Here is a 25,917-nt window from a genome sequence, read left to right as displayed (position 1 = left end):
CGGGCCGCATCAACGACGGGACGCCGTCGTCCGACGGACGGCGGAATGTCGTCTATGCATGACCGGTTCCTCAAGCTTGGAAACTTTTCCAATCCGAATAACCAAGAAAAAAGCCCCGGCACAAGCCAAGGACTCCTTATTGATGCTGGAACGAGTAACCCGGCGATCATTGCAGCGGATTGGACAACAGAGCAAGCTCCGGATGGGCGTCCAAGGTTTGGCTGCAATATTCGCAAATGACCCGTACGGTCACGTCCCCGTTGGAATTATACGCTATTATACGCTTTCGTTCTTCGGGGGTCAAGAATTGCAGACCGAGCCGGTATTCCGCGACTTCGGAGCTCTCGAATCGCCCGAGGGCCATGCTGCAATGCCTGCATACGTAGTTTACAGCCATATATGTATGCCTCCTGGAGTTCGGATATGCGGCGGTTGCCGCCTCTTTCTCCAGTATTCCCCGAAACGAACCGGCTCATGCCCCGGCTTACGCCTTGGCGTTGAACTTGGCCATCGTCTGCTCGAAGGAATGCTGCAGCGCGTATTCGATCGCGTCGCACGATTCTTCGATCGATTGCCGCAGCGGATCCTGCTCCGCCTTCGCGAAGGAAGACAGGACGTAGTCGGAGATGACGATGCCGGGCTTCGGCCTCGAGATGCCGACGCGCACCCGGTTGAACGCCTGCGTGCCGAGATGCTGAATGATCGACTTGATGCCGTTGTGTCCGCCCGGGCTGCCTTGATAGCGGAGCCGGATGCGGCCCGTCTCGGTGTCGAGGTCGTCGTATACGACAATCAGATCGTCGACGGTCGTCTTGTAATAATCCATGAACGCGCGGAGCGATTCCCCGGATAAGTTCATATAAGTCATCGGCTTGATCAACGCGACCTTCTCCGAGCCGACGCGGGCTTCTCCGACGAGCGCCTTGCATTTCTGCGTGCCGACCTCCGAGCCCCATCGGCGGGCTAATTCATCGATGACCATGAAGCCCGCGTTATGGCGGGTACGGGCATAATTGGCGCCGGGATTTCCCAGTCCGACGATCCAACGCATAACTTTCCACATCCTTCAATATATCTCGTAGAGTGTTTGGATTTCAGGCTTTTTCGAATAACCGAAAATTTTAGCGAAAGAGGTGCAACGATTGTCGTCGATCCCGTGTCCTAATCAGTACAAGTACAATTCGCAGACATCTTGCAGAGAAAGGGGGGTGAATTGACGTGTACATGAACGGCCAAATGATCTATGAGGATCATCACTTCTTAGATCATATGTGTTCCGAAGTGCCAGTGCAAATTTATTGCGGCAGGCGTCACAGCGACATCGGGTTCATCGAATATTATGGCAAAGAATTCGTTCAGGTCAACAATATTTTCTATAACCGCAAGCAATTTACCTTCGTCTCCCGACCGGGTTATTAAACAGCTTTGCATACGGACAAAGGGCCGCGCTGTGGCAGCGCGGCCCTTTGTCCGTATGTTCAACCCTTCTCCACCGCTTGCGCGGCTTCCGAATGCTTGCGGTCTTCCTCCGCTTCATCCGCCATCGCTTCCAGCTCGTCCTCCGAACGCTCCTTCTGCGGCGCGAGCACCGCGATGACGACCGTATCCGGGTCTTGCGTCGCTTCGACTTCTTCGGGGAGCTTCAGATCGGCGACCGTCAGATGCTCGCCTAATTCCAAGCTTCCGACGTCGATCTTGATGACTTCCGGAATGTCCTTCGGATAACACTCGATCTCCACCTCGTGCAGGATAAGCTGCAGCATGCCGCCTTCCTTCTCCCCCGGGGAGACGCCGAAGACGTCCACGCGGGCAACCGTCGAGATCTTCTCGTTCATGTCGATGCGATGGAAGTCGATATGCAGCACTTTCCGCGAGATCGGATCCCGTTGCAGGTCCGATAACATGACAGGCTGTACGCCGGATCCCGGCACGTCCATCTCCAACACCGCATGGGAATGGCCCCTTAACAAGCTCGCCAGTTCTTTGGCGTCGACCTCGATCGATGCCGGGGATGACAGTCCTTTACCGTAGACGACCCCGGGTATTCTCCCCGCGTCGCGAATGCGCCGCAATTCGCCCTTGGTCGTCGCTTCCCTTGCTTGCGCTTGCAAAGTCGCGGTCATCGTCACTACCTCCTCGGATAAGCATGACCTAGTTTTGCCCTAGGGAGGAGGGGATTAAACATGCGGCTTCGCGGCAAGCGCCTTCAAGCGTGCGGCTCGAACAGCTTGCTGATCGATTCCTTCTGGTGTATGCGCACGATCGCTTCGGCGATGAGCGGCGCGACGGAAAGAACCTTCATCTTGGACGTGCAGTTCGGATCCTTAAGCGGAATCGTGTCCGTAACGACGATCTCGACGATCGGCGACTCTTCCAGCCGGGAGATGGCCGGGCCGGACAAGACGGGATGCGTGCAGCAGGCGTAAATATCGCGCGCCCCGGCCTGCTTGAGCGCGTTCGCCGCGAGGGCGATCGTGCCCGCCGTATCTATGATGTCGTCGATCAAGATCGCCGTTCTGCCCGAGACGTCGCCGATGATATTCATGACTTCGACGACGCCGGGTTCCGGCCGCCGCTTGTCGATGATCGCAAGCGGCGCCTGCAACGTATCCGCCAATCTTCTCGCCCGAACGACGCCTCCGTGATCCGGGGAGACGACGACCGGGGAAGGCAGGTTCTTCTCGTGAAAATAATCGCCCAATATCGGCACGCCGAGCAGATGGTCGACCGGGATGTCGAAGAAGCCCTGAATCTGCATCGCGTGCAGATCCATCGCGATGACCCGGTGCGCTCCCGCCGTCTCGATCAGATTCGCTACCAACTTCGCCGTAATCGGATCGCGGGATCTCGCTTTCCGATCCTGGCGCGCATAACCGTAGTAGGGCATGACGACGTTGATCGTCGCCGCGGAAGCCCGCTTTAGCGCGTCGACCATGACGAGCAGCTCGATCAAGTGGTCGTTGACCGGCGCGCTCGTCGACTGGATGACGTACACGTCGTCTCCCCGCACGCTTTCGTCGAGCTGAACGTGTATCTCGCCGTCGCTGAACCTTTTCATGGCCACGTTGCCGAGCTCGACGCCGATATGCCCGGCGATCGCTTGCGCGAGCGCGGGGTTGGAGCTGCACGAGAATAGCTTTAACGTTGGATCCGAATAGGCCATCGCATAACCGCCTTTGTTTATTCGGTTTCTCTTTCCTTCTTGGCGCGCGCGCGAGCCCGGAATTTATCCGCGTAGCCCGGTTTGTTGACTTGTCGCTCGCGGGCGATCGCCAGATCGTTGTCCGGAACGTCGTGCGTAATGGTAGAGCCGGCGACGACGTAAGCGCCGTCCCCGATCTTGACCGGCGCGATCAGGTTGGAATTGCTTCCGATGAACGCGTTGTCTCCGATGACCGTCTTCGATTTATTATGCCCGTCGTAATTGGCGGTAATCGCCCCGCAGCCGATGTTGACCTTGGAGCCGACGACCGCGTCGCCGACGTAGCTAAGATGCGGCACTTTGCTATGATCTCCGATTGCCGAATTCTTAATCTCTACGAAATCGCCGACCTTCACATGCTGGCCGAGCTTCGTGCCCGGGCGCAAATAAGCGAACGGACCGACCGTGCTTTCGTCGCCTATGACGGCTCCTTCGGCGACCGATTGGCGGATCGTTACGCCGTTCCCGACGATCGTATCGGTCAATTCCGTCTGGGGTCCGATCCAGCAGTCCGCGCCGATCTCGGTCCGCCCCTTAAGCACCGCGCCCGGATAGACGACCGTATCCGAGCCGATCTTTACTTCCGCTTCAATATACGTATTCGCCGCGTCGATGAAAGTCACGCCGTTCACCTGGTGTCCCGCGTTAATCCGCAGGCGCATGAGCCGTTCCGCTTCGCCGAGGGCGATACGGTCGTTCACGCCGATCGATTCCGCCGGGTCCTCCACGATGTGCGCGACGATTTTCTCGCCTTCGCCCTTCAAGATGCCGATAACGTCGGTCAAGTAGTATTCGCCTTGCGCGTTCGAGTTCGTCACCCGTGCGAGCGCGTCGAACAGCTTCCGGTTATCGAAGCAATACGTTCCCGTATTGATCTCGCGGATAGCCGCTTCCTCGGTGGAACAATCCTTGTGCTCGACGATCTTAAGCACGCCTGCGTCCGCGCCGCGTACGATTCGGCCGTAGCCGGCCGGATTGTCGAGCTCGGCGGTCAGTATCGTCGCCGCCGCCCCTTGCGACCCGTGCACGGCCAGCATCGCTTCGATCGTCTCCGTCCTGACGAGTGGCGTGTCGCCGCAGATGACGACGGTTATGCCGTCTTCGTCGCCGATGAGCGCCTTCGCCTGCATGACCGCGTGGCCCGTCCCGAGCTGCTCCGCCTGGAGCGCGAACTCGACCGCTTCGCCGCCGATCGCTTCCTTCACCGCTTCCGCGCCGTGGCCGACGATGACGACGGAGCGCCGGATATCCGCGCCCCTCACCGCGTCCAGCACGTGCTCGACCATCGGTTTGCCGCATACGGGATGCAACACTTTATATAGCTTCGATTTCATGCGCTTGCCCTGTCCCGCGGCAAGCACGATCGCCAACTTCTTCATCGGATGTATATACCCCTTCCGGTATGCTTTCTTCCCCCGCTTCTCCAGAATCATAGCTTATTCTTATGGAAATGAAAAGAGAGCCTGTCCAGGCTCTCTTCTCGATTGTACATTATTATGCCCCTTCGACCATAACCTCTTCTTCTTGCGCCGCCCGCTCATATTCTGCCAATACGGCGGCTTGAATCTTCTCGCGCGTTCCCGAAGAAATCGGATGAGCGATATCCCGAAATTCTCCATCCGGAGTCCGTTTGCTCGGCATAGCGACGAACATACCATTGTTTCCATCGATGACCCGAATGTCGTGTACGACGAATTCGTTGTCTATCGTGATGGAAGCAATCGCCTTCATACGCCCCTCCGAATTGACGCGGCGGAGTCTCACGTCTGTAATCTGCACCTGTGTTCACCACCTTTGTCCCTCAGAAAGACTTGGTGTAATATTCCACATGGCAGTGCTAATTCCTTCTTAAATATGGTAAAAGCATTGTTAAAATTCAAATAATTTTTTTAATTCTTGACAGTTTCGACAGATATCGCCGCAATCAATTCTATTTCGACAAGAACATCCTTCGGAAGCCTTGCCACCTCTACTGTGGAGCGGGCTGGCGTGTGGTTTCCGAAGTACGCCGCGTACACCGAATTGAAGTCCGCGAACTGGTTCATATCCTTTAAGAACACCGTCGTCTTCACGACGTCTCGCAGGTCGGCGCCTTCCGCCGCCAACACCGCTTTCAAGTTCGTCAGCACCTGATGGGTTTGCTCCTGGATCGTGCCGACGACGAGCTCGCCGGCGGACGTGAGCGGAATTTGCCCCGAGGTGTACAGCATGTTGCCGACGAGCACCGCTTGCGCGTAAGGACCGATAGCGGCAGGCGCTTCCGGCGTGGATACGATCTTCAGCTTGGACGTCATTTCTTGTGTCCTCCCGTATTTAGGTTAGTTCGAAATGTTCTAATTTCCAATTCAAGTTCAAAAAGTTCGATGATCAGCACCGAGAAGGTTGAAAGAAGCTAGGGAATGAGGATCGGAGCGTAGGCAAACCTACGTGAGAACCGGAAGTCCCGTGCAGCATTCAAGATTCGATGTCGAGTAAGCTTCCTGATTCACTACGTGATCATCATTGAACTTTTTGAATTTCCTATCAGAAAAAGTTACCGGGTTGCACGGTAATATGTCTCGTCTTCAGATCCACTTCGGTCAAGCGCGCGAGCGACACGTAATCGTGCAGCAGCCGCTCTTCGTTCTCGACTTCGCCCGACTCGACGAAGACGCCGACTCCGGCGACGACGGCGCGGAATTCGTGAAGCAGATCGACCATTCCTTGAATCGTTCCGCCGGCTTTCATGAAGTCGTCGATGATGAGCACGCGCGATTCTTCCTTGAGCGCGCGGCGGGCAAGCGACATCGTCTGAATGCGCTTCGTCGAACCGGACACGTAATTAATGCTTACCGCGGAGCCTTCCGTCACCTTGTGGTCCCGGCGGACGATCACGACGGGCAAGTTCAAGTATTGGGCGGTGGCGTGCGCGAGGGGAATGCCCTTCGTCTCCACCGTCATGATCACGTCGATGTTCCGGTCGGCGAAAGCGGACGCGAACATCCGGCCGACCTCCTGCATGAGCGCGGGCTGGCCGAGCAAATCCGTCATATACAAATATCCGCCGGGCAGCAGCCGATCGGGCTGTTCGAGCTCCCGGCAGATCGTCACCATTTTCTCCATCGCCAAATCCTTGCGGCACTTCGGCACGAACCGTACGCCGCCGGCCGCGCCCGCAAGCGTGTTTAATTCGCCGATGCCTTCGTCCTCGAACACTTCCTTGATGATCGCCAAATCCTCGCTGATCGAAGATTTCGCCGACTGGTAGCGCTCCGCGAATGCTGTAAGGGAAATTAACGTATGAGGACGGGCCAACAGGTATTGCGTCATTTCAACGAGCCTGGCGCTGCGTTTCAATTTTTTCACGTGCTCCTCCCCCGTCCAAATCCGAATATTGTAACAGCATCATAACATTTTTATACGGTTTTCTTCAACAAAAACCAAACAAATGCCGCCATTACGTTAGCATTCTTGCCACGAATACTTCTTTGCAGAAACCTCTCAAGGCGTTATAGACGCGCGCGACCTTGATTTCCTTGGAGACGAGCCCGAATACGGTCGGTCCGCTGCCCGACATGAGCACGCCGTCCGCGCCCGCTTTCATCATGCAATCCTTGATCTGCCTCACTTCCGGATACCGGTGAAGCGTCACCGACTCCAGCACGTTGCCGAGAGCGGCGCACATGTCCGGGAACGATTGGCGCGAGATCGCGCTCAGCATGTCCGGGATCGACGGATGGGATTTCAAATCGTTGACGCGGAACTTGCCGTACACGTCGGCCGTCGATACGTTGATCGGCGGTTTCGCGAGGATGACCCAGCACTGCGGCGGCGGTTGCAAGCTTTCGAGGCGCTCCCCCCGGCCGGTCGCCAATGCCGTGCCGCCGCGAATGCAGAACGGCACGTCGGAGCCGAGCTCCGCTCCGAGCGCTTCCAGCTCGGATATCGACAATTGCAGATCCCATAGCCGGTTCAATCCGCGCAGCGCGGCCGCCGCGTCGCTGCTGCCGCCGGCGAGACCCGCCGCGACCGGAATTTGTTTATCGAGATGGATATAGACGCCGCGTTTAACCCCGTAACGTTCCTTGAGCAGCTTCGCCGCTTGGAACGCCAGATTCTTCTCGTCCAGCGGAATGAATCCGACTTGGCTCGTGAGCAGAATTTGGTCGCGCGGAAGCTCCTCCATCTCCAGACGGTCGGCCACGTCGACCATCGTCATGATCATTTCGACTTCGTGGAACCCGTCCTCCCGCTTCCGTAGCACGTCCAGCAGCAGGTTGATCTTGGCCGGGGCTTTCTCGTAGATCTTCGTCATTTCCAGTCACCGCTTCCTATGTAAAAAAACCGATTGGGCTGATGTGGGACCGAGCCGGTCTTGTCCGATAACGCCGCGTTACAAGGCTGAAAAAACCTTTACATATTATAACAAAGAGAGGTCCGAAATGCGAAAAAAGAGGTCGAATCCCGTCCCGCGGGATGTCGCCCTCTTCGCGCTAAGCCGGTCGCGACCGTTACGGTTGCTGCGAGCGAGCCGCCGCCTGCTCGGCCATCTGGATCGCCCGCTTCACCATGTTGCCCGCATCCTTCGTCGTAATGCCGCCCCAGCCCTCTTGCTGCACTTTGCCGTAGAACCCCAGATCCTTGGCCAACTCCGTCTTCAGCTGTTCGGACATGACGCTTCTTCTTCGGCTCATCGACCGTTCGCCTCCTGGCGCGCAAGTTGGCGCCGACGCGCGGCGCCTACCGCATAGGATGCCCCGGCGAGCGCCGAGCATGCAAAACGGGCAGCCCCGCGCCCGATTGGCGCGCCGGCTGCCCGTACATTAAACCGTGTCAGTGCGATAAATAATTGATTCGAACCTGACCCTCGTCATTGCAAAGCATGACTTCCACGGATTCGGTCAAAATATCGGCGTAGCTGTAGGATACCCGCTTGAAAGCGTGCTGTTCCTCGTCCAGCTTGACGATGAAAACCGATGGGTAGATTTCTTCCAACACGCCCGTGCGTTCGATGGTCTTGCGACGGCCACCGTTGGCGCGGAGCATGATTTTGGAACCGACGTGCGGCTCCAGGCTTCGCTTGATCTCTAGAAGCGCATTTTTAGCCATGATCCACTACCACCTCTTTCCCTGTAAATTATATCTAAAAACAGGGGAGGTGTCAAATGAAGAGAATATTATATCAACGATGCCGATTTCGTGTCAACGGTCATTTTCCTTGAAGATATAAGGTTTTTCGGAAACAAGCTTAATTTTCGTCACACAATGTTCACATTTTGCTCGCTTGCTTGCGTTTTCAAATTCGGTACTCCGATCCGGTAACGCCCCATCGTTTCGATGCCGCCCATGCCTTGCCTACCGCTGATCGTATGGGCGATGACGTCGGCGATGTTTACCGTGTCCCGGAATGGCGTGAACGCCGCCCTGACGGCCACGTAGACCGGATCGAGCGCGTGGATCATGATTCTGCCCGGCGAGCTAGCGAAGTTCGCTCCGGCATGCAGCAGCGCCTCGAAGTGGGATTGGCAGGCGCCTGCCACGACGACGAGCGAATCCCGGTTCCGTTCGTAATCCCTGGCCACTTGAACCGCCTGCACGAAGTTCAGGGAGTTCTTATAGCTGCTGAGCTGCTGGAGATCCTCCCGTTGCTTCAGCACGCCGTCGTGGCCGGTGATGACGACGATGTCGGGGTGGAACTGATGCAGCATCCGCTGCAGCATCTGCGGCATTTGCGACTCGTGGCAATGCATGCCCTCCGCGGGAACGCGAAGCTGGCCGTAGACCTGCATGCTCTTTTTCAAGTAGTTGGCGTCCCCGTCCAAGTGGAGCACCTTGCCCGGTAACTCGAAGAACGGCTGCCGACGGTCGTCCAGCGCCGTCGTGAACCCCGCCCTGCCCGTCTGCCGGTTGCGCTCCTCGCTCATTCTACGCAAGGACTCGTTCGCTTGGATGCGCGCCTGGCGCGTCCCGCCGAGCTCGTCCGGATTCCGTACCGTTTGAAGATCATTCACGGGAGCGTCGGCTAGCAAGCGATAATCCATCCCTCTAAGGACGGCCTGCTCGGCGGCGAACGCCGCGACCCGGAACAAGACGTCCCCGCCATAGGATTTGCGAACGACTAGATCCCCCTGCTTCATGGGCAATCACCTCTTCGTCTATCCTATGGAAACGGGCGCCCGCCTGTGCGCGTCCGGGCGCAATCCGAATCGGGGCGATTGCGACCGCAATTTTTCAGTCCGACATACCGGCTTTCTCCAACGCCTCGTACACGGCCGCGAATTCCTGCAGGCTCAGCGTCTCGGCGCGTCGCTCGGGCTGCACGCCGCATGCCGTAAGCAGCTCGGCTAGCTCTCCCTTGCGCTCCTTGCCGGAGAACGCCGTCAAGTTGTTCGCTAGCGTCTTGCGGCGCTGCGCGAACGACGCCTGCACGACGCGGAAGAACCGATCCTCATCCCGCACGTCGACGGCGGGCGCCCGGCGCCTCTTCAGCCGGATGACGGCGGATTCGACGTTCGGCGCCGGAATGAAGGAGCTGCCCGGCACGATGCAGACGAGTTCCGGCTCGCAGTAATACTGGACCGCGACGGTCAAGCTGCCGTAGTCTTTGCCCCCCGGCTTCGCCGCCATCCGGACCGCCACTTCCTTCTGCACCATGACGACGATGTTGTCCAGGGGCAGACGGTCCTCCAGCAGCTTCATGATGATCGGGGTCGTGACGTAATACGGCAAGTTGGCGACGACGCTGACGCCGGCCAAGCCCGCGAACCGCTCTTCCCACAGCGCCCGAAGATCCGTCTTCAGCACGTCCCCGTGAACGACGCTGACGTTGTCATAAGGGTCCAAGACGTCTTGCAGAATAGGAATAAGTCGCCGGTCGATCTCGACGGCCGTCACTTTGCCCGCCGCCTTGGCAAGCCTCTCCGTCAGCGAACCGATACCTGGACCGACTTCCAGCGCGCCCTTCGTCTCGTCCAGGTCCGCCGCTTCGATGATTTGGTCCAACACGCGAGCGTTGATCAGGAAGTTCTGTCCGAGACTCTTCTTGAACGTGAAGCCGTGCTTGCGAATAATGTCCCGCGTGCGCCCCGACGTCGCGATCGCCTTCTCCATCGCGGCCTTGTCCATCGCGCTTTTCTCTTTCGTTTCCTTCATGCTCCTCTATCGCCCTTCCCGCTCTACCTGTTCGAGCGCGGCCAGAAACTCCGTCCGCGTAATCCGGAACATGCGGCATCTCTTATAGAATTGTTTGCCGTTCGCGTAACCGATGCCGAGCAGCTCGCCCATCCGCCCCCTGCGGCTGGCCGACGACGCGTGAACGATGAGCCCCGCATCGAGCAGATCGCTCCATTCCAGCCCTTCTTCCGCGGCGGGTTCGCCGCCGGAAGGCTCTTCCGGGCTCCTGACGCGCTCGAGCGCCCTGCGGATCGCTTCGTCCGTCGCGTGCTCCACGCCGATGCCCCGGCGGCCTCTCGCTTCGTCCTTCGTCAGGAACGCGTGCTTGCAGCCGGGCACCCGCTCCGACACGAGCTTGCGTATGCGCTCGCCCGGCGAATCGGGATCGGTCAGCACGATGACTCCCCTGCGGGCTTGCGCCAACTCGATTCGCCGAAGGACGTCCTCGCCGACCGCGGAACCGCCCGTCTCGATCGTGTCCGCGCCGACCGCCCGTTGCACCGCCGTCGTATCGTCTTTGCCCTCGACGACGATGATTTCCTGGATATTCAACTTCCGATACCGCCTTTGCCGCTTCTTTTATGGTTACAAGCGTATATGAACTTGACCGATACATCAAGTCTATACCCTACGGCAAAAGAATCGGGAAGAAGCCGCATGGGCTTCTCCCCGATTCTTGGACTCGCATTATTGCGCCGATCAATCCGCGGACGGTTTGACCGGGCCGATGACGTACACCTTGAATCCGCGTTTCGTGCCGAACTTGTTGGCATGGGATTCGCTGTCGTAGTAGACGTCGATCTTCTTGCCCTTGACCGCGCCGCCGGTATCTTCGGCTCTTCGGAATCCGATGCCCTCGATGTACACCCACCAGCCGATCGGAATGACGCGCGGGTCGACCGCGATCGTGCGCCCTTCCTTGACGATCGCTCCCGACGAGGTGACGCCGTAGTCGGAGTCGCCTTTCGTCTTGCCCGTCGACGCGAAGCCGGCGGAGTACGCGGTCAACGTCACGTTCGTCAGCAGACGGCGGACTTTGACTTTCTTGCCGTTCAAGCTGACGAATTGGGCTTCGGCGGCGCTCGGCGTTCCCGTATAAGAGGCCGTTGCCACTTCCGCTTTCTTCTTCGTGCCGACCGCGACGACTTTCTGTACGGCCGGTTGCGCGACGGTTTTCTCGATCATTTCCTGGCTGACGAGCTTGCCGTCTTCGTAGACGCGTTCCGTCTTGTAGACGACGACGCCCGCTTTGCCTTGAGTAATGACCTTGGTCTTGCCGGTCTCCAGATCGGCGTTCTTCTGTTCCACGACTTTGAACGCGATCGGAAGCTTCGTTTCGGTCACTTCCTTGCGTACCCGAACGACCGATACGGTCATTCCGTCGGCGAGCGCCGTGCCGGCCGCCGGAGAGACGCGATCGTCCCCCGCGAGACCGAGATTCAGCGAGCCGATGGCCGCGCCGACCGTGTCGGCGGTCGTATGGGCCACTTGCTCCTTGCCGTCCGCCTTAACCGTTATGCTTACCGCCCGATCGATGACGATCCGGGTTCCTTCGTCCAACTTGTCGGTCAGTTGCCCCGACATGCTGTCGAAAGGTCCGACGCGGATGTTACGTTCCGCGAACAGCTCTTCGACGTTGTTGGTCTGGGTGGCAATAACGGAGGCGACTCCGTTATCGATAATCGTGACGTTCTTCGTGGCCGCCTTTTGCAAGAGCGACATGAACGTCATCGTGATGGCAAAAACGAGAATTGCGCCCAAAATGGCTACGCGCAAATGCTCATGCTTCCATCGCAGTGCGATAAGCTTGCCGGTCGGTCGTGGATCATGGGTATCCGCTACGGGAATACTGCCCATTTTCTCGTTCCTCCTCATAGCCCCGCCGTCGACTGTGATGCATGATACTTGTCAGACGCGACTAATCCATAATGTTAACGACGCTTCGAAGCTCGCCCTCGATCGGTTTCATGGGCTCTCGAAATTCGCGCCGCCTTGTCCAGTCGTGCATGCCTGTACCGTTCGTACAAGCCGGATACCCCTTTTGGGGAACCATTCGTAAGCGAGAGTTTTCATCTCTCTCTTGCTTCCGAAAGGCCTCCGCATAACCTCTCTCATACCCGTTGGCGTATGGGAAAGGTTATGCTCGCAACACAAAAAGCCATCGAGACAGAGGATCTGTTCGTGGCTTCCGCAGTTGGAATGATAGGATGTTATCGCGGCACGAGTTGACCTCTCTCTATAACGCTTACGGGGTTAGCTGTCGGATTCGGGCAAAGAGAGTCGCCCTAATCGCTCCCGGTCAAGACGCGTAGCTCGGATAGAGGCGCGTTCATGCCGCTTGCGATATTCACCCCAAGATTGCTCGGACCGCCTTGGACGTATTGCTTGCTCGCCGCCGCGTTGGGTCCCCCGTTCTCCCTTTCGGGAGATTAAGCGCACTGGAAAAGGAATGTCATATTCAAACTTCTGCCTACGATCATAACCTCTATCGAACATAGGTGTAAAGAAGGTGCATCGGACGAATTTCCCTATTTTCATGGAAAATCGGGCGGTTCTCCGTTGGAATGAGCGGAAAAAGCTAGTTTTTTCTTAGAATCGTTCCGTTTTTCTCCCGAATATTCCGTTTATCTCGTGAGGCCGAATCGGCGCTTCGCGTTTTCGCTCGTTATTTTACCTAATTCTTCCAAAGAAATTCCTTTGATTTCCGCCGCGGCCTCCGCGACGAGACGAACGTAAGCCGACTCGTTTCTCTTCCCCCGGTGAGGGTGAGGAGTCAAATACGGGGCGTCCGTTTCGATGAGCAATCGGTCGATCGGAACCCTTTCGAGCACCTCTTTGGGCACCCTGGCATTCTTGTAAGTTATGGGTCCTCCGAACGAAATATGGAAGTTCATGTCCAGGCACGACTTGGCCGTCTCCCAGCTTCCGGAGAAGCAATGCATGATGCCGCCCACTTCTTCCGCTTTCTCTTCCTTGAGCAATCTGACGACGTCTTCGTGAGCGTCCCGGTTATGGATGACGATCGGCTTCTTGAGCCGGCGGGCGAGCCGGATCTGTTCGCGGAACACGACCTGCTGCAAATCCTTCGGGGACGTGTCCCAATAATAGTCGAGCCCGATCTCTCCGATGGCGACGACTTTCGGATGGCTGCACAGCCTTTCGATCCACGCCAGGTCCTCTTCCAGCCTCATGTCGATCGCATCGGTCGGGTGCCAGCCGACGACGGCGTAGATGAACGGGTATTTTTCCGCGAGGGCCATCGTCGTCGGAATCGTCTCCCGGTTAAAGCCGATATTGACGATCGTATCCACGCCGGCTTCCCGCGCGCGGGAAATGACGTCTTCGCGATCGTTGTCGAACTTGGAAGAATCAAGGTGCGCGTGCGTGTCGATAAGCATTGTCGGAAGTTGTCTCCCTTCTATTATATAGATAGTTTGTTGCGCGTCTCGGAACTGAGCCGATGGGCGTGCGGAAGCACCAAATCCTCCGGATAATACACGTTGTATTTGCCGCGGTGAAGACCCGCGATCGATTGAATGATGTCGGATTTCATCGAAATCTCCGTCAGCCGGTCTTGCTCGCCGAGCAGCAGGATCGGAGGCTTCTCCTTGCCGTTCGGCAAGGCGCCGGGCTTGTACATGTCGTATGGGGAATCCATCGGCGTGTCGACCTCCATATGGTATTCGGGATTAAGCCCGATCCGAAGCCATTCCCGGCCGACTTCCTCTAGCCAATCGCCGTCTTCCGGGCCGAGCGGCGCGTATTTGTACAGTTGCCTGTTCAAGAATCTGCGGCACAGATCCGACAGCAGCTCGTCGTCCTCGTCCGCCCACTGGCCGAAAGCCGTCTGCGCCAACGCTTCGTCTAGCTTCAAATAGTGGGAGAGCGTGAGCTTTCCTTCTAATAATGCTTGAATCGGAGGCAGCATGAAGCGGAACCGGAATCCGGAACGGAACAGCTCGCCGGCCCTGCGGAAAATTTGCCTCAACACGATTTCCGAGCTGCGTGTCACGGGGTGGAAATAGATCTGCCAATACATCTGGTAACGGGACATCAGATAGTCTTCGACGGCGTGCATGCCGCTTTCCTTGACGACGATGTTGCCTTGGTACGGACGAAGCACCCTTAGAATGCGGTCGAGATCGAACGTGCCGTAGTTCACTCCCGTGAAATACGCGTCCCGAAGCAAATAATCCATCCGGTCGGCATCCAGTTGGCTCGAGACGAGGCTAACGACGATCGGTTTCTCGTACTTCTTCCGAATGACGGCTGCCACCTTGTCCGGAAACCCGGGCTCGACTTCCCGAAGCACCCGATTGACTTCCGTGTCGCCCAGAATGATCTCGGCCGTCCATAGCTCATGGTCGGTTCCGAAAATCTGCTCCAGCGAGTGGGAGAAGGGACCGTGCCCGACATCGTGAAGCAAGGAGGCGCATAGGCTCAGCAATTTTTCCTCTTGCGGCCAATCGGCATATCGATTACGCTCAAATTGCGAAATGATTTTTCTTGTAATTTCATATACGCCCAAGGAATGGGAAAACCGACTGTGCTCCGCCCCATGGAAAGTGAGATAGGACGTGCCCAACTGGCGTATTCTTCTTAATCTCTGGAATTCCGGCGTATTGACGAGTTTCCAGATTGTCGGATCTTGAACGTAGACGGAATGATGAACCGGATCCTTGAATACCTTCTCCTCTTGCAGCGCGTCATGCATCCTCAATCACCTCTCTATATTTATGTTTCGACATTGTCGACGGATAATGTAGATCTTTGTCGATTGATGTCGAATTTTGTTTTCATTCGTTTTCAGCAGAATTTCAGCGGGGAAGTTCTCCGAATTGCCTTATTTATAAGGTTCATCGGTTTTTTTGTCGATTATAATTGAGTTTGATAGGTTGACTTTTTTGGGAATCGTTGGTACGATAGTAGGCAGAAAACAGTGAACTTTGTCGAATGCTGACGAACGCGGACAAGCTATCGCACGACTGAAGTCCGTTTGTAATTATTTTAACCTTTTGAGAGGAGATTTACCAAAATGATGAAATCTACAGGAATTGTACGGAAAGTCGATGAACTGGGCCGGGTGGTTATTCCGATCGAACTCCGCCGCACGCTCGGTATCGGAGAGAAAGACGCGCTTGAGATTTACGTGGACGGAGAGCGCATCATGCTCAAGAAATACGAGCCTGCATGCATCTTCTGCGGCAACGCGGAGAACGTGACTTACTTCAAAGGAAAAATTGTTTGCAGAGAATGTTTGAAGGATTTACCTTCACCTGTGACAAATTAAAGAAAATAGTTTATAATGAAATATGTAATTCTAATAATTGTTAATTCCAACCTTTTTATACTCCTTGCACACCCTCCCGGACTTGATGCCGGGAGGCTTTTTTTTGTTCACGGGTTGTTGCGCCGGTCCATTCCCCGAGATCGGGTTATCCACATCCGGATAACCCGCTTAATCTTCTTCCGCTTCCTCCGCAACCGACAGGAGCGATTGATAGACGTCCCGCTTCGAGATGCCCCGATCCGCGGCCGCCGATTTCATCGCGTCTTTGCGGCTTTGCCCGGCTTGCTCGTAATGGGCGACATGCCGCGCCAATTCCAGCTCGGCCCACCACTGCCCGTCTCCGACCGCTCCCGGAACGCCGTCCGCCGCCAACCTTCCGGGCTCCGATTCCCGCGCCCCCTCGATCGCGATGCAGCACTCCCCGATCGGCGGCGTCGTCTCGACGTGCGCCAAGCATTGCCGGGCCGTCCCGCGTATCGCTTCCTCGTGCCGTTTCGTGATTTCCCTGACGATCGCGACCTTCCTCCCGCCCCACCGTTCGGCGACGACGGCGAGCGTCTTCTTCACCCGGTGCGGAGACTCGTAGAACAGAAGCGTGCCGCTTTCCCGCTCCACGCCGTCGAGCAGCTTGTTCAATCCTTTGCGCTCCCTCGGCGGGAAACCGAGGAACAGGAACCGCTCCGTCGGCAATCCGGAGATGATCAGCGCGGACAGCGCCGCGTTCGCTCCCGGTACCGGCACGACGGGAATGCCTTCGATGACCGCGTCCCGCACGAGATCCGTGCCGGGATCGGAGATCGCCGGCATTCCCGCGTCGCTGACCAGCGCGATATTCTGTCCCTCTAGCAACAGCCGGATCAGCTCCGGTCCGCTCGCATCCCGATTGTGCTCGTGGTAGCTGACGAGCCTGTTCTGAACCTCGAAGTGGGTAAGTAGCTTGCGCGTCTGCCGGGTATCCTCCGCCGCGATGAGTTGGACTTCCTTTAATATCCTGATCGCGCGGAACGTCATGTCTTCGAGATTGCCGATCGGGGTCGCCACCAAATACAACGTGCCGACGTCTTCCCGAACGCCGGAGAAGCTCTTCTGCACGGACGCGGCCTCTCCTTGCGCCGCATCCTCGGTCTTATCGCTTATCCGCGTCTTCATTTCGCGTCGCCTCCCTTGTCGTCCTCTTTCCTCGGGATCGCCGTCCGGCCGTTCGGCCGGACGAAGCCCGGCAATTCCGCGGCTTTTCCGTAGAACACCGCGAGCAGCTCCGGCGTATATTCGCCGTCTTCTTCGTAGACGATGAGCGGCGGAAGCAGACGGATCTCGGGCTTGCCGCCCAGCGTTGCTTCTATTAATACCATGTTCGCCTCCGCGTCCCTTCGCGGATGGGCGAACCGGATTCGCTTCGGTTCCAGCCGGTATCGGCGCATCAAGTCGATAATATCCGCCAGGCGGCTCGGCCGATGAACCATCGACACGCGGCCGCCGGCCCGGACGTGCCTCGCGCATGCCGCGACGACTTCTTCCAGCGTGCAGCCGATTTCGTGCCGGGCCATCGCTTGATGAAGGTTTCCCTTATGCTCGCCGCTTCGTACCGGCATATAAGGCGGATTCACGGTTACCGCGTCGTATCGAATATCGCCGTCCGGCTTCCACGAGCGCAAATCGTCCTCTACGATACGGATTCGCTCCGACAGGCGATTAAGCCTAACGCTTCTCGTCGCCATGTCCGCCAGCCTCGGCTGGATTTCCACCGCATCGATCGCCGCTTCGGTGCGCGTCGTCAGCAGCATCGGGATGACGCCGTTGCCCGTGCACAAATCGAGCACGCGACCTCTGGGGGGAACGCCGGCGAACCTTGCGAGCAATACCGCGTCCAGCGAGAAGCTGAACACTTCGGCGCTTTGGATGATTTTCAAGTCGTGGGTCAGCAGATCGTCCAATCGTTCTCCGGCCAGCAAAGCGCCTTCTTCCGACGGACTTCCGAATTCGCTCATGGTGCGGTCCTCCGATTTCTTCGAAGCCCGGCGATTGCCCGGCCTTCGCTCTACGCCAACTAGCTTACTCGATTTTGCCCCTAAGTGCCAGTGTTCGCGGAATCGTAGCAAAAGAGGGACGCCGCGGTCGCGGCATCCCTCTCCATGAATAAACAAGAATACTATTTGCTTAAGAACGATAAGCAGAACAAGCAATCCCCTTCCATTCGCAAGTGACCGTAGTACACATTACAAATGTGAAAGCCTTCGTGATACAGCCGGGCCAGATTATCGTAGCCCTCGCCGACGGCCGAAGCCGCCGCGGCGTTGTCTAGCGAATGGTCTCCCTTGACGGCAGCCGGTTCTTCCGCCGCTTCCTGGATCGGGGAGACCGCGGGCTCCGATTCCCGCTTAAGCACCTTGCGCAGCTGTTGATTCTCGATGCGAAGCCGCTGGTTCTCTTCCAGCAGCTCCTTGATCTTCAGCTTGAGATGCCCGAAGTCGGAATGAACGTTCCCTAGATGCGATTCGAGCTCATCCATGCGAAGGAAAATATCTTTCATGAACAACTATCCACCTCAAGGCATCCGATTATGTCGTGAATTACCGCTGCGACGGGTTGCGTCGACGACGTTCATCGCCCGTTCGCGGCATGCCGACTACTTCAGGACGACATCGTCAAACGGCAATTCTTTTACCTTACCCATGTCGAACAACTGCACGTGCACGCTTCGGCTTCCCGGATTGACGCCGACGACTTTGCCTTCGCCCATCGAAGTGACGACCGTCTTGCCGACGGCCGGCAGTTCTTCCTTGGCGCTCTCGTAATTGTCGTGCTCGTACTTCAAGCAACACATAAGCCGGCCGCACAAGCCCGAGATCTTCGTCGGGTTCAGCGACAGATTCTGGTCCTTGGCCATCTTGATGGACACCGGTTCGAAGTCCCCGAGCCACGAAGAGCAGCATAACACGCGGCCGCACGGCCCGATGCCGCCAAGCATCTTCGCTTCATCCCTCACGCCGATCTGCCGCAATTCGATGCGGGTTCTGAACACGCCCGCCAAATCCTTGACCAATTCCCGAAAATCGACGCGGCCTTCTGCCGTAAAATAAAAGATGATCTTGTTCCGGTCGAACGTGTATTCCACGTCCACGAGCTTCATCTTCAGCGCGTGGTCCTTGATTTTCTGCAGTCCGACGGCGAAAGCGTTCTTCGCGGCGCTGCGGTTCTCTTCGACCGCCTTCGCGTCGGGGTCGCCCGCCACGCGAATCACTTTCTTAAGCGGAAGAACGACATCCGACTCGCCTACCGTCTTCGGGCCTACGACGACTTTGCCGTATTCGACGCCTCGCGCCGTTTCCACGATGACATGCTGATCTTTGGACACCGGATGCTCGGCGGGATCGAAATAATAGATCTTGCCCGCCTTCTTGAAGCGGACTCCCACCACATCGTACAAATCTACCCCTCCCGCGCGTTCACCAGAAATTGCTCAAGCGCCAACTGCGGCGCCACATGAGCCTTGATGCGCCTTGCCGCCGTAAGCGCCGATTCCATTACCGTGACCCAAGATTGGATGTGCCGGCCCCAGGCCGCCTTCGCGATCCAATCCGCTTGATCCGGGAACACCATCTGGTTCTGACGGCCGGTCATGACGTAAATCATATCTCTATACCACAAAGCTAACAGCTGTAGCAAAATTTCGACATGTTCCGAGAGTTCGGTTTTGAATACTTGCTGCTGGGCTTGTATCAAACCCGCGGCGAACCGGTCCGGACTCTCCTTGCCTAATTGTATCACTACGTTTCGGATATCTGCAAACCAATTCTCTTCTACCAATTTTCGACTGGAATTAAGACCGGATGCCAGATTCACCGCCGCGCGTGCGAGAAGAGGAGATTTGCCCTCTTGCACGAGCGCCTTTTCCAATGCTTCCCGGTCGCCCGGCACGAACGCCACGAGCTGCGTTCTCGACAATATCGTCGGAAGAACCGCTTGAGCGCTAGGCGCGAGCAGAATCGCGACGACGGGAGACGGCGGCTCTTCGAGGAATTTCAACAAGCTATTGCTCGCCTGAACCGTCATCGTCTCCGCGCCTTCAATGATATATACCTTATATCCCGCTCCGACGCTGCGATAGGATAATTCCTTCTGCAGCGCGCGTATTTGCTCGATCTTGACGGTCGCGCCGTCCGGCGAGACGACGTGAAGGTCGGGGTGGTTGCCGTGTTCGACTTTGCGGCATTCAAGGCATTCCCCGCAAGCGTCGCTGCCGCCTTTCTCGCAGAACAGCGCTTGCGCGAACGCCCCCGCCATTTCCATGCGGCCCGAGCCCGCCGGCCCGGCGAACAAGTACGCGTGCGCGATCCGGCGGGACGACAGCGCGTTCCGAAGCAGCGCCTTCGCCCGGTCTTGCCCGATTATTCGTTGAAAACCCATGAAACGTACTCCTTAGAAAACCAAGTTGATCAGCATGCCGCGAATTTCTCCGACCTTCTGCAGCAAGTCCAGACGACCTTCCTCGCTCGAAAGCAGCTCCTCGCCCATGCCGACGAGCATGGCGTCGACTTCCTCGAGCAGCTTGTATCTTTTGCCGCGACCTCTCCGGTCCCAGCCTCTCGTTTCCTTAAGCGCGATGCCCCGCTTCACCGTATCCTCCAGGAAGCCCTTGACCATCTGGCGATAGATCACAAGCTCCCTTACCGTCATGGAACGGGTTAGACGATCCCCCTGAAGCCGAATATCCTCCAGCTTGCGCTGAAGTTCCTCGTGCGTCCGCTGCTCTTCCTGTTGTTGCATGAGATCGCCGAAATTTTGCGCCTGCGTCGGGCGGGCAAGCGTCTCTCCCCGCTGCACCGTTTTGTTCATCGGATAGAATCCGGGTTGTATTTTCAAGTCCGCTCAACTCCCGCCTTCTTTAGAGGTAGTTCAAAAAGTCCGAAGTTGATCACGAAGTGAGTCAGGAAGTGTATTCGACGTCGAATCTTGAATGCTGCACGGGACTTCCGGTTCTCACGTAGGTTTGCCTACGCTCCGATCCTCATTCCCGTGCTTCTTTCAACCTTCTCGGTGCTGAACATCGAACTTTTTGAACTCGCACTTTTTAGAAATGCTCGAACCGTTCGACCGGAAGGACGAATACGGCCGCGCCGCCCACCTGCACTTCGACCGGGAACGGAATATACGAGTCCGCCGCGCCGCTGACGGGCGATACCGGCGTCACCAGTTGGTCGCGAACTTTGCAATTGGCGCGAATGACGTCGAGCGCGCCCTGAATCCGATCGTCCTCGATCCCGATCAGGAACGTCGTGTTGCCCGCGCGGAGGAATCCGCCGGTGCTGGCCAGCTTCGTCGCGCGAAATCCTTCTTTAATCAACGCGTTGGACAGCCGATTGCTATCCTTATCTTGAATGACGGCAATAAGAAGTTTCATCGTTCAGGCCTCCTCTTATTTGGGCAATGGGGGGTCTGTCTACTTCATATAAATTGGACACTCGGTCATCAAAACCCTTTTTACTGCTCTTATTTCACCAATTTCTTCTTCATTATTGCCCACGCTACATCTTCCAGTGTATCTGGGTCTACATTAGCATCGAGCACTTTTATTCTTTCTGGAAATCTTTTTGCGACCTCTCGATATCCGTCTCGAACCATTTTGTGAAAGTTAATACTTTCCAAATCAAGCCTGTTTACTTCTCGTTGCTCGTTTGCTTCTATTCTAGCTAAACCCACCTCAGGGTCAATATCCAAATAAAGTGTAATATCAGGCATACAATCTTCCGTAGCAAATCGATTAATGTCCCATACTTTCTCAATGCCAAGCCCGCGCGCATATCCTTGATACGCTAAGCTGCTATCCACAAACCTATCGCAAATGACAACTTTACCTTGTTCAATCGCAGGTTGTACTACCTCAACTAAGTGTTGCCTTCGTGCAGCCGCATATAACAATGCTTCTGTGCGAGCGTCCATCTTGGTGTTTTTACGATCGAGAATAATTTTGCGAATAGACTCCGCAATTGGAACTCCGCCCGGTTCGCGTGTTCTAAGTGTTCTTCGACCTGTTTCATGATAAATCTTCTTATCCAGGCGTGATATCAGCGTCGTCTTACCCGCGCCCTCTCCGCCCTCAATCGTTATGAAAATTCCGCCGCGCACTAACGCTTCCCCTTTCGACAAGCCTTGCGAGCCCGTAAGCCGCAGCCGTCACCATACTTACCACCATCATATCAAAGCATACATTAAACATAAACATATGCTTGCCCAAGTCCGCTTCCCCGTCCCCGATCAGCGGGATGACGCACGAGAAGATCCCCGCCAGGGCGACGATCGCGAGCGTCTCCGCGCCGAAGCGGATTCTTCGCGAAGCGGTCGTTCCCCATACGACGGCAAGCGCGGCGAAATACGCCGCGAACAAGGCAAAGTATGTAGCGGAGCTTGTCGGCATATGTGTTTCCTTCCATCGGCTCCACCCGCTGTAGGCGTACGAGAGGGCACCGGGCGGCTTGCCCGCGGACGGATCGTAGTTGCCCAGATAATGCGGCCGTATGAACATCGCGTTCTCCGCCGCGCGGTCCAACTTCTGCATGAACCTAGACGGATGTCTCAAATAATACAAAGCGATGTCCTTATGACTCCGTTTCTCCAGCACCTCCGCCCGTAAGACCGGGTCCTTCTGCGGGATGGCCGTATCGCCCTGAAAATAATTCGTGCCCGCCAGCGCCGCATAACGCTCCGGAATGCCAAGCTCCTTCATGTCCTGCGACACATGCGGCGAATCCTTCAGCACGCCGTAGAAGATCGATTGGTACAGGTTCGTGTTCCGAAGCCGGTCCGGAGCCGCGACGACCATGAGCGCGGAGACGAGGACGAGCAGGGCCGCGCCGATTCGGGTGTGGCGCTTCCATTCTTTGTCGGCACGCAGCCCTGACATTCTCCAGGCGAGAAGCGCGAAGGCGATGCCGAGCGGCGCGTTCTGGATTTTCGAAGTGGCTACGGCGAGCGCCGTCGCGACGAACAGCCAGATCAGCTTGCCGGACGGGCGCTCGCCCGACGCGACGGCCAATGCCGACGCGAAGAGGAGCAACATGCCCGTTAGCGCGTAAGGCTCACCGAAGAACGATTGAAAATAAGCCAAGTACCCGATGTCGCCGAATACGAATAAGATGCCCGCCGTCAGCGTCAACGCGACGAAGAGCGTGCCCTTGCGGCCGCCCGTCCGAGGCGCGTTCCTGACGAACAAGACCGTCGCCCACGCGAATAACGCCGCGTAACAGGCGCCGAGAATTCGGATGTCGAACGAACCGGCGTCGAAGAGCCGGCCGATGCCTCCAGCGATCGCGACCAAGAGGACATGCGTCGAGACGTATCCCCCGAAGTTGAAATGGCCATAACCGAATCGTTCGTGTGCATATTGAAAATAAAGCACGTCGCGGGAGTCGTTCGGATGCAGCGGAACTAGACCCGTCCCGACGAAGACGCGCCCGTAATCGCCGCTGTCCGCCATGCCGATAATGGGCGGGATCATAATTAAGCTTATGATGAGCCCGATCGCGATGACACCGGCTCCCCAAGCCGCGTATATCCTAACATCCGCATTCATGCGTCTCTTGAACATGTTCCGTCCCTCTATATTTCCGTCGGCGCCTCTAATCGGACTTGTATCGTCCTCAATCTCGTATCCGCTGCGCCTTGAATTCTCGAACCTGCTTGTCTCCACTTGAGCAAGACCTTCATGGCGTCGGCCGTAATCCGTTCGCCCGGATAGAGAACGGGAATGCCCGGCGGATAGGGAATGACCCATTCCGCCGCCGTGCGTCCTTCGCACTCCTCAAGCTCGACCGACTCGATCGGATAGGTTTCCCTGCCGAATCGAATCGGATCCGACACGTCCAAGACAAGTGGTCCTTTTGATACAAGGGTTTCCTTAATCTGTGACGTTATATCTCCGGAAGAGGCTGATTCCGAAAATAAAACCTCGGAAATTCGTTTCAAAGCATCTAGAAGTCGTCTTCCGTCGGCTTGTATCGATCCCGTACCGAATGCCAGTACGACGTATCGATCGTCCGCCATCTCCGCCGCGCACCCGTTTTCGGCCAGCTCGTCCCGCAGTCGGAACCCGTTCATCCGGTCGGTGACGTCGAACAGGATGAGTTTTAGCGGGTCGTATGCGATCCCTTCAGACTTGTATGCTCCGTAACCTAGCGCCCTGAACGACGTTCGTTCAAGCCCTTCGACGACAAGCGACGCGGCGGCTAGGGGCTCTGCGAATATTTGCGGTCCTCCCGCGTGCACTTCTCTTCGGGCCAAATCCAAAGAAGCCATTATCGGGTATGAAGGGCTCGAACTTTGGACCATCGCGAGCGCCTGCCTGACCGCCTGCCTAGGCAAGCGATCGCCTTGCATGTGGAGCATCGCTCCCATCGTCATGGCCGAGAGCATCTTATGCGTCGATTGAACGACAAGATCCGCTCCCGACCGAAGCGCCGCCTCCGGCAAATCGGGATGAAAGCCAAAGTGGGCGCCATGCGCCTCGTCCACGAGTACCGGAACGTTATAACAGTGAGCAATCTTCACTAGAGGGTCTAATTTTGCAGCCATCCCATAATAGTTAGGCGTGGAAAGGATAACGGCTTTCGCCTCGTTACCGTAGCGCTCCAGCGCTTTTTCGAGAAGTTGCTCGTCCGGCATTAGCGCCAATCCTGATAGGCTATCAATGACCGGTTGTAGCATAACCGCTCTCGCTCCCGCCATCATCAAACCGTGAATAATCGATTTATGGACGTTTCGTTGGACAATCACGAGATCCCCGGGCTGGCAGACGCCGATGATCATCGCCAAGTTACCAGCCGTGCTCCCCCCGACGAGAAAACGCGTCTCCTCCGCGCCGAAGCATGTCGCGGCCAGCGCATGGGATTCAGCGATCGCACCCTCCGGATGGTGCAAATCGTCCGTATCGGGTAACTCCGTCACGTCGAGAGGCAATAAGGAACGATAATAGAATGCTGGATGCGTCGTAAACGAATGATTGCCGTATGCATGATCCTGTTCCGCCCGTTGCTTATGCCCCGGAACGTGGAATGCCGTACTGCCGCTCTTCGCATGCGCGACAAGAGCTTCGAATAACGGCGCTTGTTGTCTGTCCGTCAACACCGCAAGCCTCCTTCCGAATCGATATCATTATAGCAAAAAAAGGAACAACGATATGCCGTTGCTCCTTCGCTTCGTTCCCTGTTCCTATCAAGCGTGAAACTTCACCCATAACTGTCTCATTCTGCGTACGAAAAACGAATACTTCTCTTCTTCAACTTCGGTGCGTACCATTTCGTTCTCGCATGAAGTACATATGAATTGCGTGACGATCGTCATGCCTTCGACCTTGGGCTCGCCGCAAACCATGCAGGTTTGGCGTTCATCTTCTCCCATGAACATCCCTGCCTTTTCCTATTGATGCCTCTATTATGCCCGAATTCTATGAAAATATACGCGTTCCTAGCGACAAAACGATCTCATTCTAACAAAATTCCGATTTTTAACCGATAGTAAGGAACAGAACGCGTATTTTGCAAGGAGGACATGCAGTCTTGACGGATACTGGAACAGGAACGCCTGATAGCCGCGACGCCACTTTCTATCATTATACGTTAATCCGCAAAATCGCTCTCCGGCCGGAGAGCAAATATAGTTATATGCTGACCGCTCTTCTGGCGGGAGGTTTTCTTTATCTGATCTACGGTTGGTTCGGTTTGACCTATGCCGCGACCGGCGCCGTCATCATGCTTCTCGTGCACGCGCTCGTCCTGCGGATCACGCTCAGGCGCGTAGACAAGCTCTCGGACAAAAGATGGGCGTTCCGCCGCGATTGGCCTTGGATCGGCCCATTGCCTATACTGGATACGCAGCTCCGCTTGTTCAGGCGCCTGCACTTCCACCTTGCGCTCGTCGGATGCTGCGTCGCCGGACTGTTCTATCCATGGGCGCACTCCGCTCTCGTCATCGCTCTCGTTTACTGGCACTTGTGGCTGCTGACGCCCCGCATTCAACTGCTGAAGAAGCTGCGCAAGGAAAAGGGCGACGGCGTTATTCGCCTCGAACCCCGGGAAGTCTCGTATTATCATACGTGATCAAGCGTCTGGCACCCTCAGTGGTGCCTTTTTTGCGTTCGTGCCGTTTCCACTTTGCTACCTTTCCTCCCCGTAGCACAAACAAAATGCATAGATACATCTTGTTCGTCCCCTTACCGATGATTCGCGCAAACAAAATGCTAAAGTGCAGTTTGTTCGGCGCATTTTACGTGAATCGGTCC

Annotated in this window: 31 protein-coding genes and 1 riboswitch; of the genes, 3 read left to right on the top strand and 28 right to left on the bottom strand. The window is 56.6% G+C overall.

The annotated features are described in order from the left end of the window. Positions 1–166 precede the first annotated feature (166 nt). Together ACFPPD_RS17060 and pth are read right to left on the bottom strand one after the other, a co-directional pair. A complete protein-coding gene (locus ACFPPD_RS17060; RefSeq protein ID WP_209749987.1) occupies positions 167–397 on the bottom strand; it encodes an anti-sigma-F factor Fin in 231 nt (76 codons plus the stop codon). Positions 398–484: 87 nt separating this feature from the next. Beyond that, positions 485–1,051, bottom strand: a complete 567-nt coding sequence (gene pth, locus ACFPPD_RS17055) for an aminoacyl-tRNA hydrolase (protein WP_209749988.1) — start codon at positions 1,049–1,051, stop codon at positions 485–487. A gap of 173 nt (positions 1,052–1,224) precedes the next feature. On the opposite strand from pth, the gene ACFPPD_RS17050 reads away from it, so the two are divergent. Next, positions 1,225–1,419, top strand: a complete 195-nt coding sequence (locus ACFPPD_RS17050; protein WP_209750014.1) for a hypothetical protein — start codon at positions 1,225–1,227, stop codon at positions 1,417–1,419. A gap of 59 nt (positions 1,420–1,478) precedes the next feature. On the opposite strand, the gene ACFPPD_RS17045 is transcribed toward ACFPPD_RS17050, so the two are convergent. From ACFPPD_RS17045 to ACFPPD_RS16975, 15 genes are all read right to left on the bottom strand, one after another. After that, on the bottom strand, positions 1,479–2,123 hold the full coding sequence (locus tag ACFPPD_RS17045) for a 50S ribosomal protein L25 (RefSeq protein ID WP_209749989.1): 645 nt from the start codon (positions 2,121–2,123) through the stop codon (positions 1,479–1,481). An 83-nt stretch (positions 2,124–2,206) separates the two neighbouring features. Then, a complete protein-coding gene (locus ACFPPD_RS17040) occupies positions 2,207–3,163 on the bottom strand; it encodes a ribose-phosphate diphosphokinase (RefSeq protein ID WP_209749990.1) in 957 nt (318 codons plus the stop codon). Positions 3,164–3,180: 17 nt separating this feature from the next. Beyond that, complete coding sequence (gene glmU, locus ACFPPD_RS17035; protein ID WP_209749991.1) at positions 3,181–4,581, bottom strand: bifunctional UDP-N-acetylglucosamine diphosphorylase/glucosamine-1-phosphate N-acetyltransferase GlmU; 1,401 nt, start codon at positions 4,579–4,581, stop codon at positions 3,181–3,183. 115 nt (positions 4,582–4,696) lie between these two features. Continuing rightward, positions 4,697–4,981 (bottom strand): septation regulator SpoVG, encoded by a 285-nt coding sequence (gene spoVG, locus ACFPPD_RS17030; RefSeq protein ID WP_115995948.1) that lies wholly within the window; start codon positions 4,979–4,981, stop codon positions 4,697–4,699. Between the two features lie 110 nt (positions 4,982–5,091). After that, the gene (locus tag ACFPPD_RS17025; protein ID WP_209749992.1) at positions 5,092–5,496 is read right to left on the bottom strand and encodes a RidA family protein; all 405 of its coding nucleotides are present in this window, start codon (positions 5,494–5,496) and stop codon (positions 5,092–5,094) included. A gap of 229 nt (positions 5,497–5,725) precedes the next feature. Continuing rightward, positions 5,726–6,547 (bottom strand): pur operon repressor, encoded by an 822-nt coding sequence (gene purR, locus ACFPPD_RS17020; RefSeq protein ID WP_209749993.1) that lies wholly within the window; start codon positions 6,545–6,547, stop codon positions 5,726–5,728. A gap of 91 nt (positions 6,548–6,638) precedes the next feature. Continuing rightward, on the bottom strand, positions 6,639–7,496 hold the full coding sequence (gene ispE, locus ACFPPD_RS17015) for a 4-(cytidine 5'-diphospho)-2-C-methyl-D-erythritol kinase (protein ID WP_209749994.1): 858 nt from the start codon (positions 7,494–7,496) through the stop codon (positions 6,639–6,641). 196 nt (positions 7,497–7,692) lie between these two features. Continuing rightward, positions 7,693–7,875 (bottom strand): small, acid-soluble spore protein, alpha/beta type, encoded by a 183-nt coding sequence (locus ACFPPD_RS17010; protein ID WP_209749995.1) that lies wholly within the window; start codon positions 7,873–7,875, stop codon positions 7,693–7,695. A 139-nt stretch (positions 7,876–8,014) separates the two neighbouring features. Continuing rightward, positions 8,015–8,290, bottom strand: coding sequence for a biofilm formation stimulator Veg (gene veg, locus ACFPPD_RS17005; protein WP_209749996.1), 276 nt, complete (start codon positions 8,288–8,290; stop codon positions 8,015–8,017). Between the two features lie 149 nt (positions 8,291–8,439). Beyond that, positions 8,440–9,318, bottom strand: a complete 879-nt coding sequence (yabG, locus tag ACFPPD_RS17000) for a sporulation peptidase YabG (protein ID WP_209749997.1) — start codon at positions 9,316–9,318, stop codon at positions 8,440–8,442. A 94-nt stretch (positions 9,319–9,412) separates the two neighbouring features. After that, positions 9,413–10,333, bottom strand: coding sequence for a 16S rRNA (adenine(1518)-N(6)/adenine(1519)-N(6))-dimethyltransferase RsmA (gene rsmA, locus ACFPPD_RS16995; RefSeq protein WP_378082692.1), 921 nt, complete (start codon positions 10,331–10,333; stop codon positions 9,413–9,415). A 6-nt stretch (positions 10,334–10,339) separates the two neighbouring features. Then, a complete protein-coding gene (gene rnmV / locus ACFPPD_RS16990; protein ID WP_209749998.1) occupies positions 10,340–10,906 on the bottom strand; it encodes a ribonuclease M5 in 567 nt (188 codons plus the stop codon). A gap of 147 nt (positions 10,907–11,053) precedes the next feature. Continuing rightward, entirely contained in the window at positions 11,054–12,211 is a 1,158-nt protein-coding gene (locus tag ACFPPD_RS16985) for a ubiquitin-like domain-containing protein (protein WP_209749999.1), read from the bottom strand. Positions 12,212–12,581: 370 nt separating this feature from the next. Beyond that, a riboswitch (cyclic di-AMP (ydaO/yuaA leader) is annotated at positions 12,582–12,800 on the bottom strand. 178 nt (positions 12,801–12,978) lie between these two features. Further along, the gene (locus ACFPPD_RS16980; RefSeq protein ID WP_209750000.1) at positions 12,979–13,752 is read right to left on the bottom strand and encodes a TatD family hydrolase; all 774 of its coding nucleotides are present in this window, start codon (positions 13,750–13,752) and stop codon (positions 12,979–12,981) included. A 23-nt stretch (positions 13,753–13,775) separates the two neighbouring features. Next, entirely contained in the window at positions 13,776–15,068 is a 1,293-nt protein-coding gene (locus tag ACFPPD_RS16975; RefSeq protein WP_209750001.1) for an HD domain-containing protein, read from the bottom strand. Positions 15,069–15,389: 321 nt separating this feature from the next. On the opposite strand from ACFPPD_RS16975, the gene ACFPPD_RS16970 reads away from it, so the two are divergent. Next, positions 15,390–15,644 (top strand): AbrB/MazE/SpoVT family DNA-binding domain-containing protein, encoded by a 255-nt coding sequence (locus tag ACFPPD_RS16970; RefSeq protein ID WP_027086730.1) that lies wholly within the window; start codon positions 15,390–15,392, stop codon positions 15,642–15,644. A 168-nt stretch (positions 15,645–15,812) separates the two neighbouring features. On the opposite strand, the gene rsmI is transcribed toward ACFPPD_RS16970, so the two are convergent. From rsmI to ACFPPD_RS16915, 11 genes are all read right to left on the bottom strand, one after another. Further along, positions 15,813–16,793 carry a 16S rRNA (cytidine(1402)-2'-O)-methyltransferase gene (gene rsmI, locus ACFPPD_RS16965; RefSeq protein ID WP_209750002.1) on the bottom strand — a complete coding sequence of 327 codons (981 nt, stop codon included), beginning with the start codon at positions 16,791–16,793 and terminating at the stop codon, positions 15,813–15,815. Further along, the gene (locus ACFPPD_RS16960; RefSeq protein WP_209750003.1) at positions 16,790–17,632 is read right to left on the bottom strand and encodes a tRNA1(Val) (adenine(37)-N6)-methyltransferase; all 843 of its coding nucleotides are present in this window, start codon (positions 17,630–17,632) and stop codon (positions 16,790–16,792) included. The genes rsmI and ACFPPD_RS16960 overlap by 4 nt, the downstream gene beginning before the upstream one ends. 161 nt (positions 17,633–17,793) lie before the next feature. Continuing rightward, complete coding sequence (locus ACFPPD_RS16955; RefSeq protein ID WP_378082690.1) at positions 17,794–18,174, bottom strand: initiation-control protein YabA; 381 nt, start codon at positions 18,172–18,174, stop codon at positions 17,794–17,796. A gap of 96 nt (positions 18,175–18,270) precedes the next feature. After that, positions 18,271–19,071 (bottom strand): PSP1 domain-containing protein, encoded by an 801-nt coding sequence (locus tag ACFPPD_RS16950; RefSeq protein WP_209750005.1) that lies wholly within the window; start codon positions 19,069–19,071, stop codon positions 18,271–18,273. Positions 19,072–19,073: 2 nt separating this feature from the next. Beyond that, positions 19,074–20,051 (bottom strand): DNA polymerase III subunit delta', encoded by a 978-nt coding sequence (gene holB / locus ACFPPD_RS16945; RefSeq protein WP_209750006.1) that lies wholly within the window; start codon positions 20,049–20,051, stop codon positions 19,074–19,076. Between the two features lie 12 nt (positions 20,052–20,063). Further along, a complete protein-coding gene (locus ACFPPD_RS16940) occupies positions 20,064–20,507 on the bottom strand; it encodes a YaaR family protein (protein WP_209750007.1) in 444 nt (147 codons plus the stop codon). A 208-nt stretch (positions 20,508–20,715) separates the two neighbouring features. Then, positions 20,716–21,045, bottom strand: coding sequence for a cyclic-di-AMP receptor (locus ACFPPD_RS16935; protein WP_135153486.1), 330 nt, complete (start codon positions 21,043–21,045; stop codon positions 20,716–20,718). Positions 21,046–21,134: 89 nt separating this feature from the next. Continuing rightward, positions 21,135–21,770 carry a dTMP kinase gene (tmk, locus tag ACFPPD_RS16930; protein ID WP_209750008.1) on the bottom strand — a complete coding sequence of 212 codons (636 nt, stop codon included), beginning with the start codon at positions 21,768–21,770 and terminating at the stop codon, positions 21,135–21,137. Then, entirely contained in the window at positions 21,742–23,229 is a 1,488-nt protein-coding gene (locus ACFPPD_RS16925; protein ID WP_209750009.1) for an ArnT family glycosyltransferase, read from the bottom strand. The genes tmk and ACFPPD_RS16925 overlap by 29 nt, the downstream gene beginning before the upstream one ends. Positions 23,230–23,240: 11 nt before the next feature. Beyond that, positions 23,241–24,764, bottom strand: coding sequence for an aminotransferase class I/II-fold pyridoxal phosphate-dependent enzyme (locus tag ACFPPD_RS16920; RefSeq protein ID WP_209750010.1), 1,524 nt, complete (start codon positions 24,762–24,764; stop codon positions 23,241–23,243). An 87-nt stretch (positions 24,765–24,851) separates the two neighbouring features. Next, positions 24,852–25,010 carry a sigma factor G inhibitor Gin gene (locus tag ACFPPD_RS16915; protein WP_378082700.1) on the bottom strand — a complete coding sequence of 53 codons (159 nt, stop codon included), beginning with the start codon at positions 25,008–25,010 and terminating at the stop codon, positions 24,852–24,854. 185 nt (positions 25,011–25,195) lie between these two features. On the opposite strand from ACFPPD_RS16915, the gene ACFPPD_RS16910 reads away from it, so the two are divergent. After that, complete coding sequence (locus ACFPPD_RS16910; protein ID WP_209750012.1) at positions 25,196–25,735, top strand: transposase; 540 nt, start codon at positions 25,196–25,198, stop codon at positions 25,733–25,735. The last annotated feature ends 182 nt before the right edge of the window (positions 25,736–25,917 follow it).

Origin of the sequence: Cohnella suwonensis (assembly GCF_042655365.1) — a bacterium.
In the GTDB taxonomy this organism is placed as follows: Bacteria; Bacillota; Bacilli; order Paenibacillales; family Paenibacillaceae; genus Cohnella; species Cohnella suwonensis.
Note: the sequence above shows the minus strand (reverse complement) of the source record. Positions and strands in the feature narration are given on the sequence as shown.

Bases quoted from the DNA above. Each gene is read 5' to 3' on its own strand.
- ACFPPD_RS16975 (WP_209750001.1), bottom strand. From the start codon at position 15,068: ATGCATGACGCGCTGCAAGAGGAGAAGGTATTCAAGGATCCGGTTCAT.
- veg (WP_209749996.1), bottom strand. From the start codon at position 8,290: ATGGCTAAAAATGCGCTTCTAGAGATCAAGCGAAGCCTGGAGCCGCAC.
- ispE (WP_209749994.1), bottom strand. From the start codon at position 7,496: ATGACGAAGATCTACGAGAAAGCCCCGGCCAAGATCAACCTGCTGCTG.
- ACFPPD_RS16925 (WP_209750009.1), bottom strand. From the start codon at position 23,229: ATGTTCAAGAGACGCATGAATGCGGATGTTAGGATATACGCGGCTTGG.
- ACFPPD_RS16915 (WP_378082700.1), bottom strand. From the start codon at position 25,010: ATGGTTTGCGGCGAGCCCAAGGTCGAAGGCATGACGATCGTCACGCAA.
- rsmA (WP_378082692.1), bottom strand. From the start codon at position 10,333: ATGAAGGAAACGAAAGAGAAAAGCGCGATGGACAAGGCCGCGATGGAG.
- ACFPPD_RS16955 (WP_378082690.1), bottom strand. From the start codon at position 18,174: ATGAAAGATATTTTCCTTCGCATGGATGAGCTCGAATCGCATCTAGGG.
- ACFPPD_RS16985 (WP_209749999.1), bottom strand. From the start codon at position 12,211: ATGGGCAGTATTCCCGTAGCGGATACCCATGATCCACGACCGACCGGC.
- ACFPPD_RS17045 (WP_209749989.1), bottom strand. From the start codon at position 2,123: ATGACCGCGACTTTGCAAGCGCAAGCAAGGGAAGCGACGACCAAGGGC.
- ACFPPD_RS16960 (WP_209750003.1), bottom strand. From the start codon at position 17,632: ATGAGCGAATTCGGAAGTCCGTCGGAAGAAGGCGCTTTGCTGGCCGGA.
- ACFPPD_RS17040 (WP_209749990.1), bottom strand. From the start codon at position 3,163: ATGGCCTATTCGGATCCAACGTTAAAGCTATTCTCGTGCAGCTCCAAC.
- glmU (WP_209749991.1), bottom strand. From the start codon at position 4,581: ATGAAGAAGTTGGCGATCGTGCTTGCCGCGGGACAGGGCAAGCGCATG.
- ACFPPD_RS17010 (WP_209749995.1), bottom strand. From the start codon at position 7,875: ATGAGCCGAAGAAGAAGCGTCATGTCCGAACAGCTGAAGACGGAGTTG.
- ACFPPD_RS17060 (WP_209749987.1), bottom strand. From the start codon at position 397: ATGGCTGTAAACTACGTATGCAGGCATTGCAGCATGGCCCTCGGGCGA.
- ACFPPD_RS16980 (WP_209750000.1), bottom strand. From the start codon at position 13,752: ATGCTTATCGACACGCACGCGCACCTTGATTCTTCCAAGTTCGACAAC.
- ACFPPD_RS17050 (WP_209750014.1), top strand. From the start codon at position 1,225: ATGAACGGCCAAATGATCTATGAGGATCATCACTTCTTAGATCATATG.
- holB (WP_209750006.1), bottom strand. From the start codon at position 20,051: ATGGGTTTTCAACGAATAATCGGGCAAGACCGGGCGAAGGCGCTGCTT.
- ACFPPD_RS17025 (WP_209749992.1), bottom strand. From the start codon at position 5,496: ATGACGTCCAAGCTGAAGATCGTATCCACGCCGGAAGCGCCTGCCGCT.
- yabG (WP_209749997.1), bottom strand. From the start codon at position 9,318: ATGAAGCAGGGGGATCTAGTCGTTCGCAAATCCTATGGCGGGGACGTC.
- pth (WP_209749988.1), bottom strand. From the start codon at position 1,051: ATGCGTTGGATCGTCGGACTGGGAAATCCCGGCGCCAATTATGCCCGT.
- ACFPPD_RS16970 (WP_027086730.1), top strand. From the start codon at position 15,390: ATGATGAAATCTACAGGAATTGTACGGAAAGTCGATGAACTGGGCCGG.
- ACFPPD_RS16935 (WP_135153486.1), bottom strand. From the start codon at position 21,045: ATGAAACTTCTTATTGCCGTCATTCAAGATAAGGATAGCAATCGGCTG.
- rsmI (WP_209750002.1), bottom strand. From the start codon at position 16,793: ATGAAGACGCGGATAAGCGATAAGACCGAGGATGCGGCGCAAGGAGAG.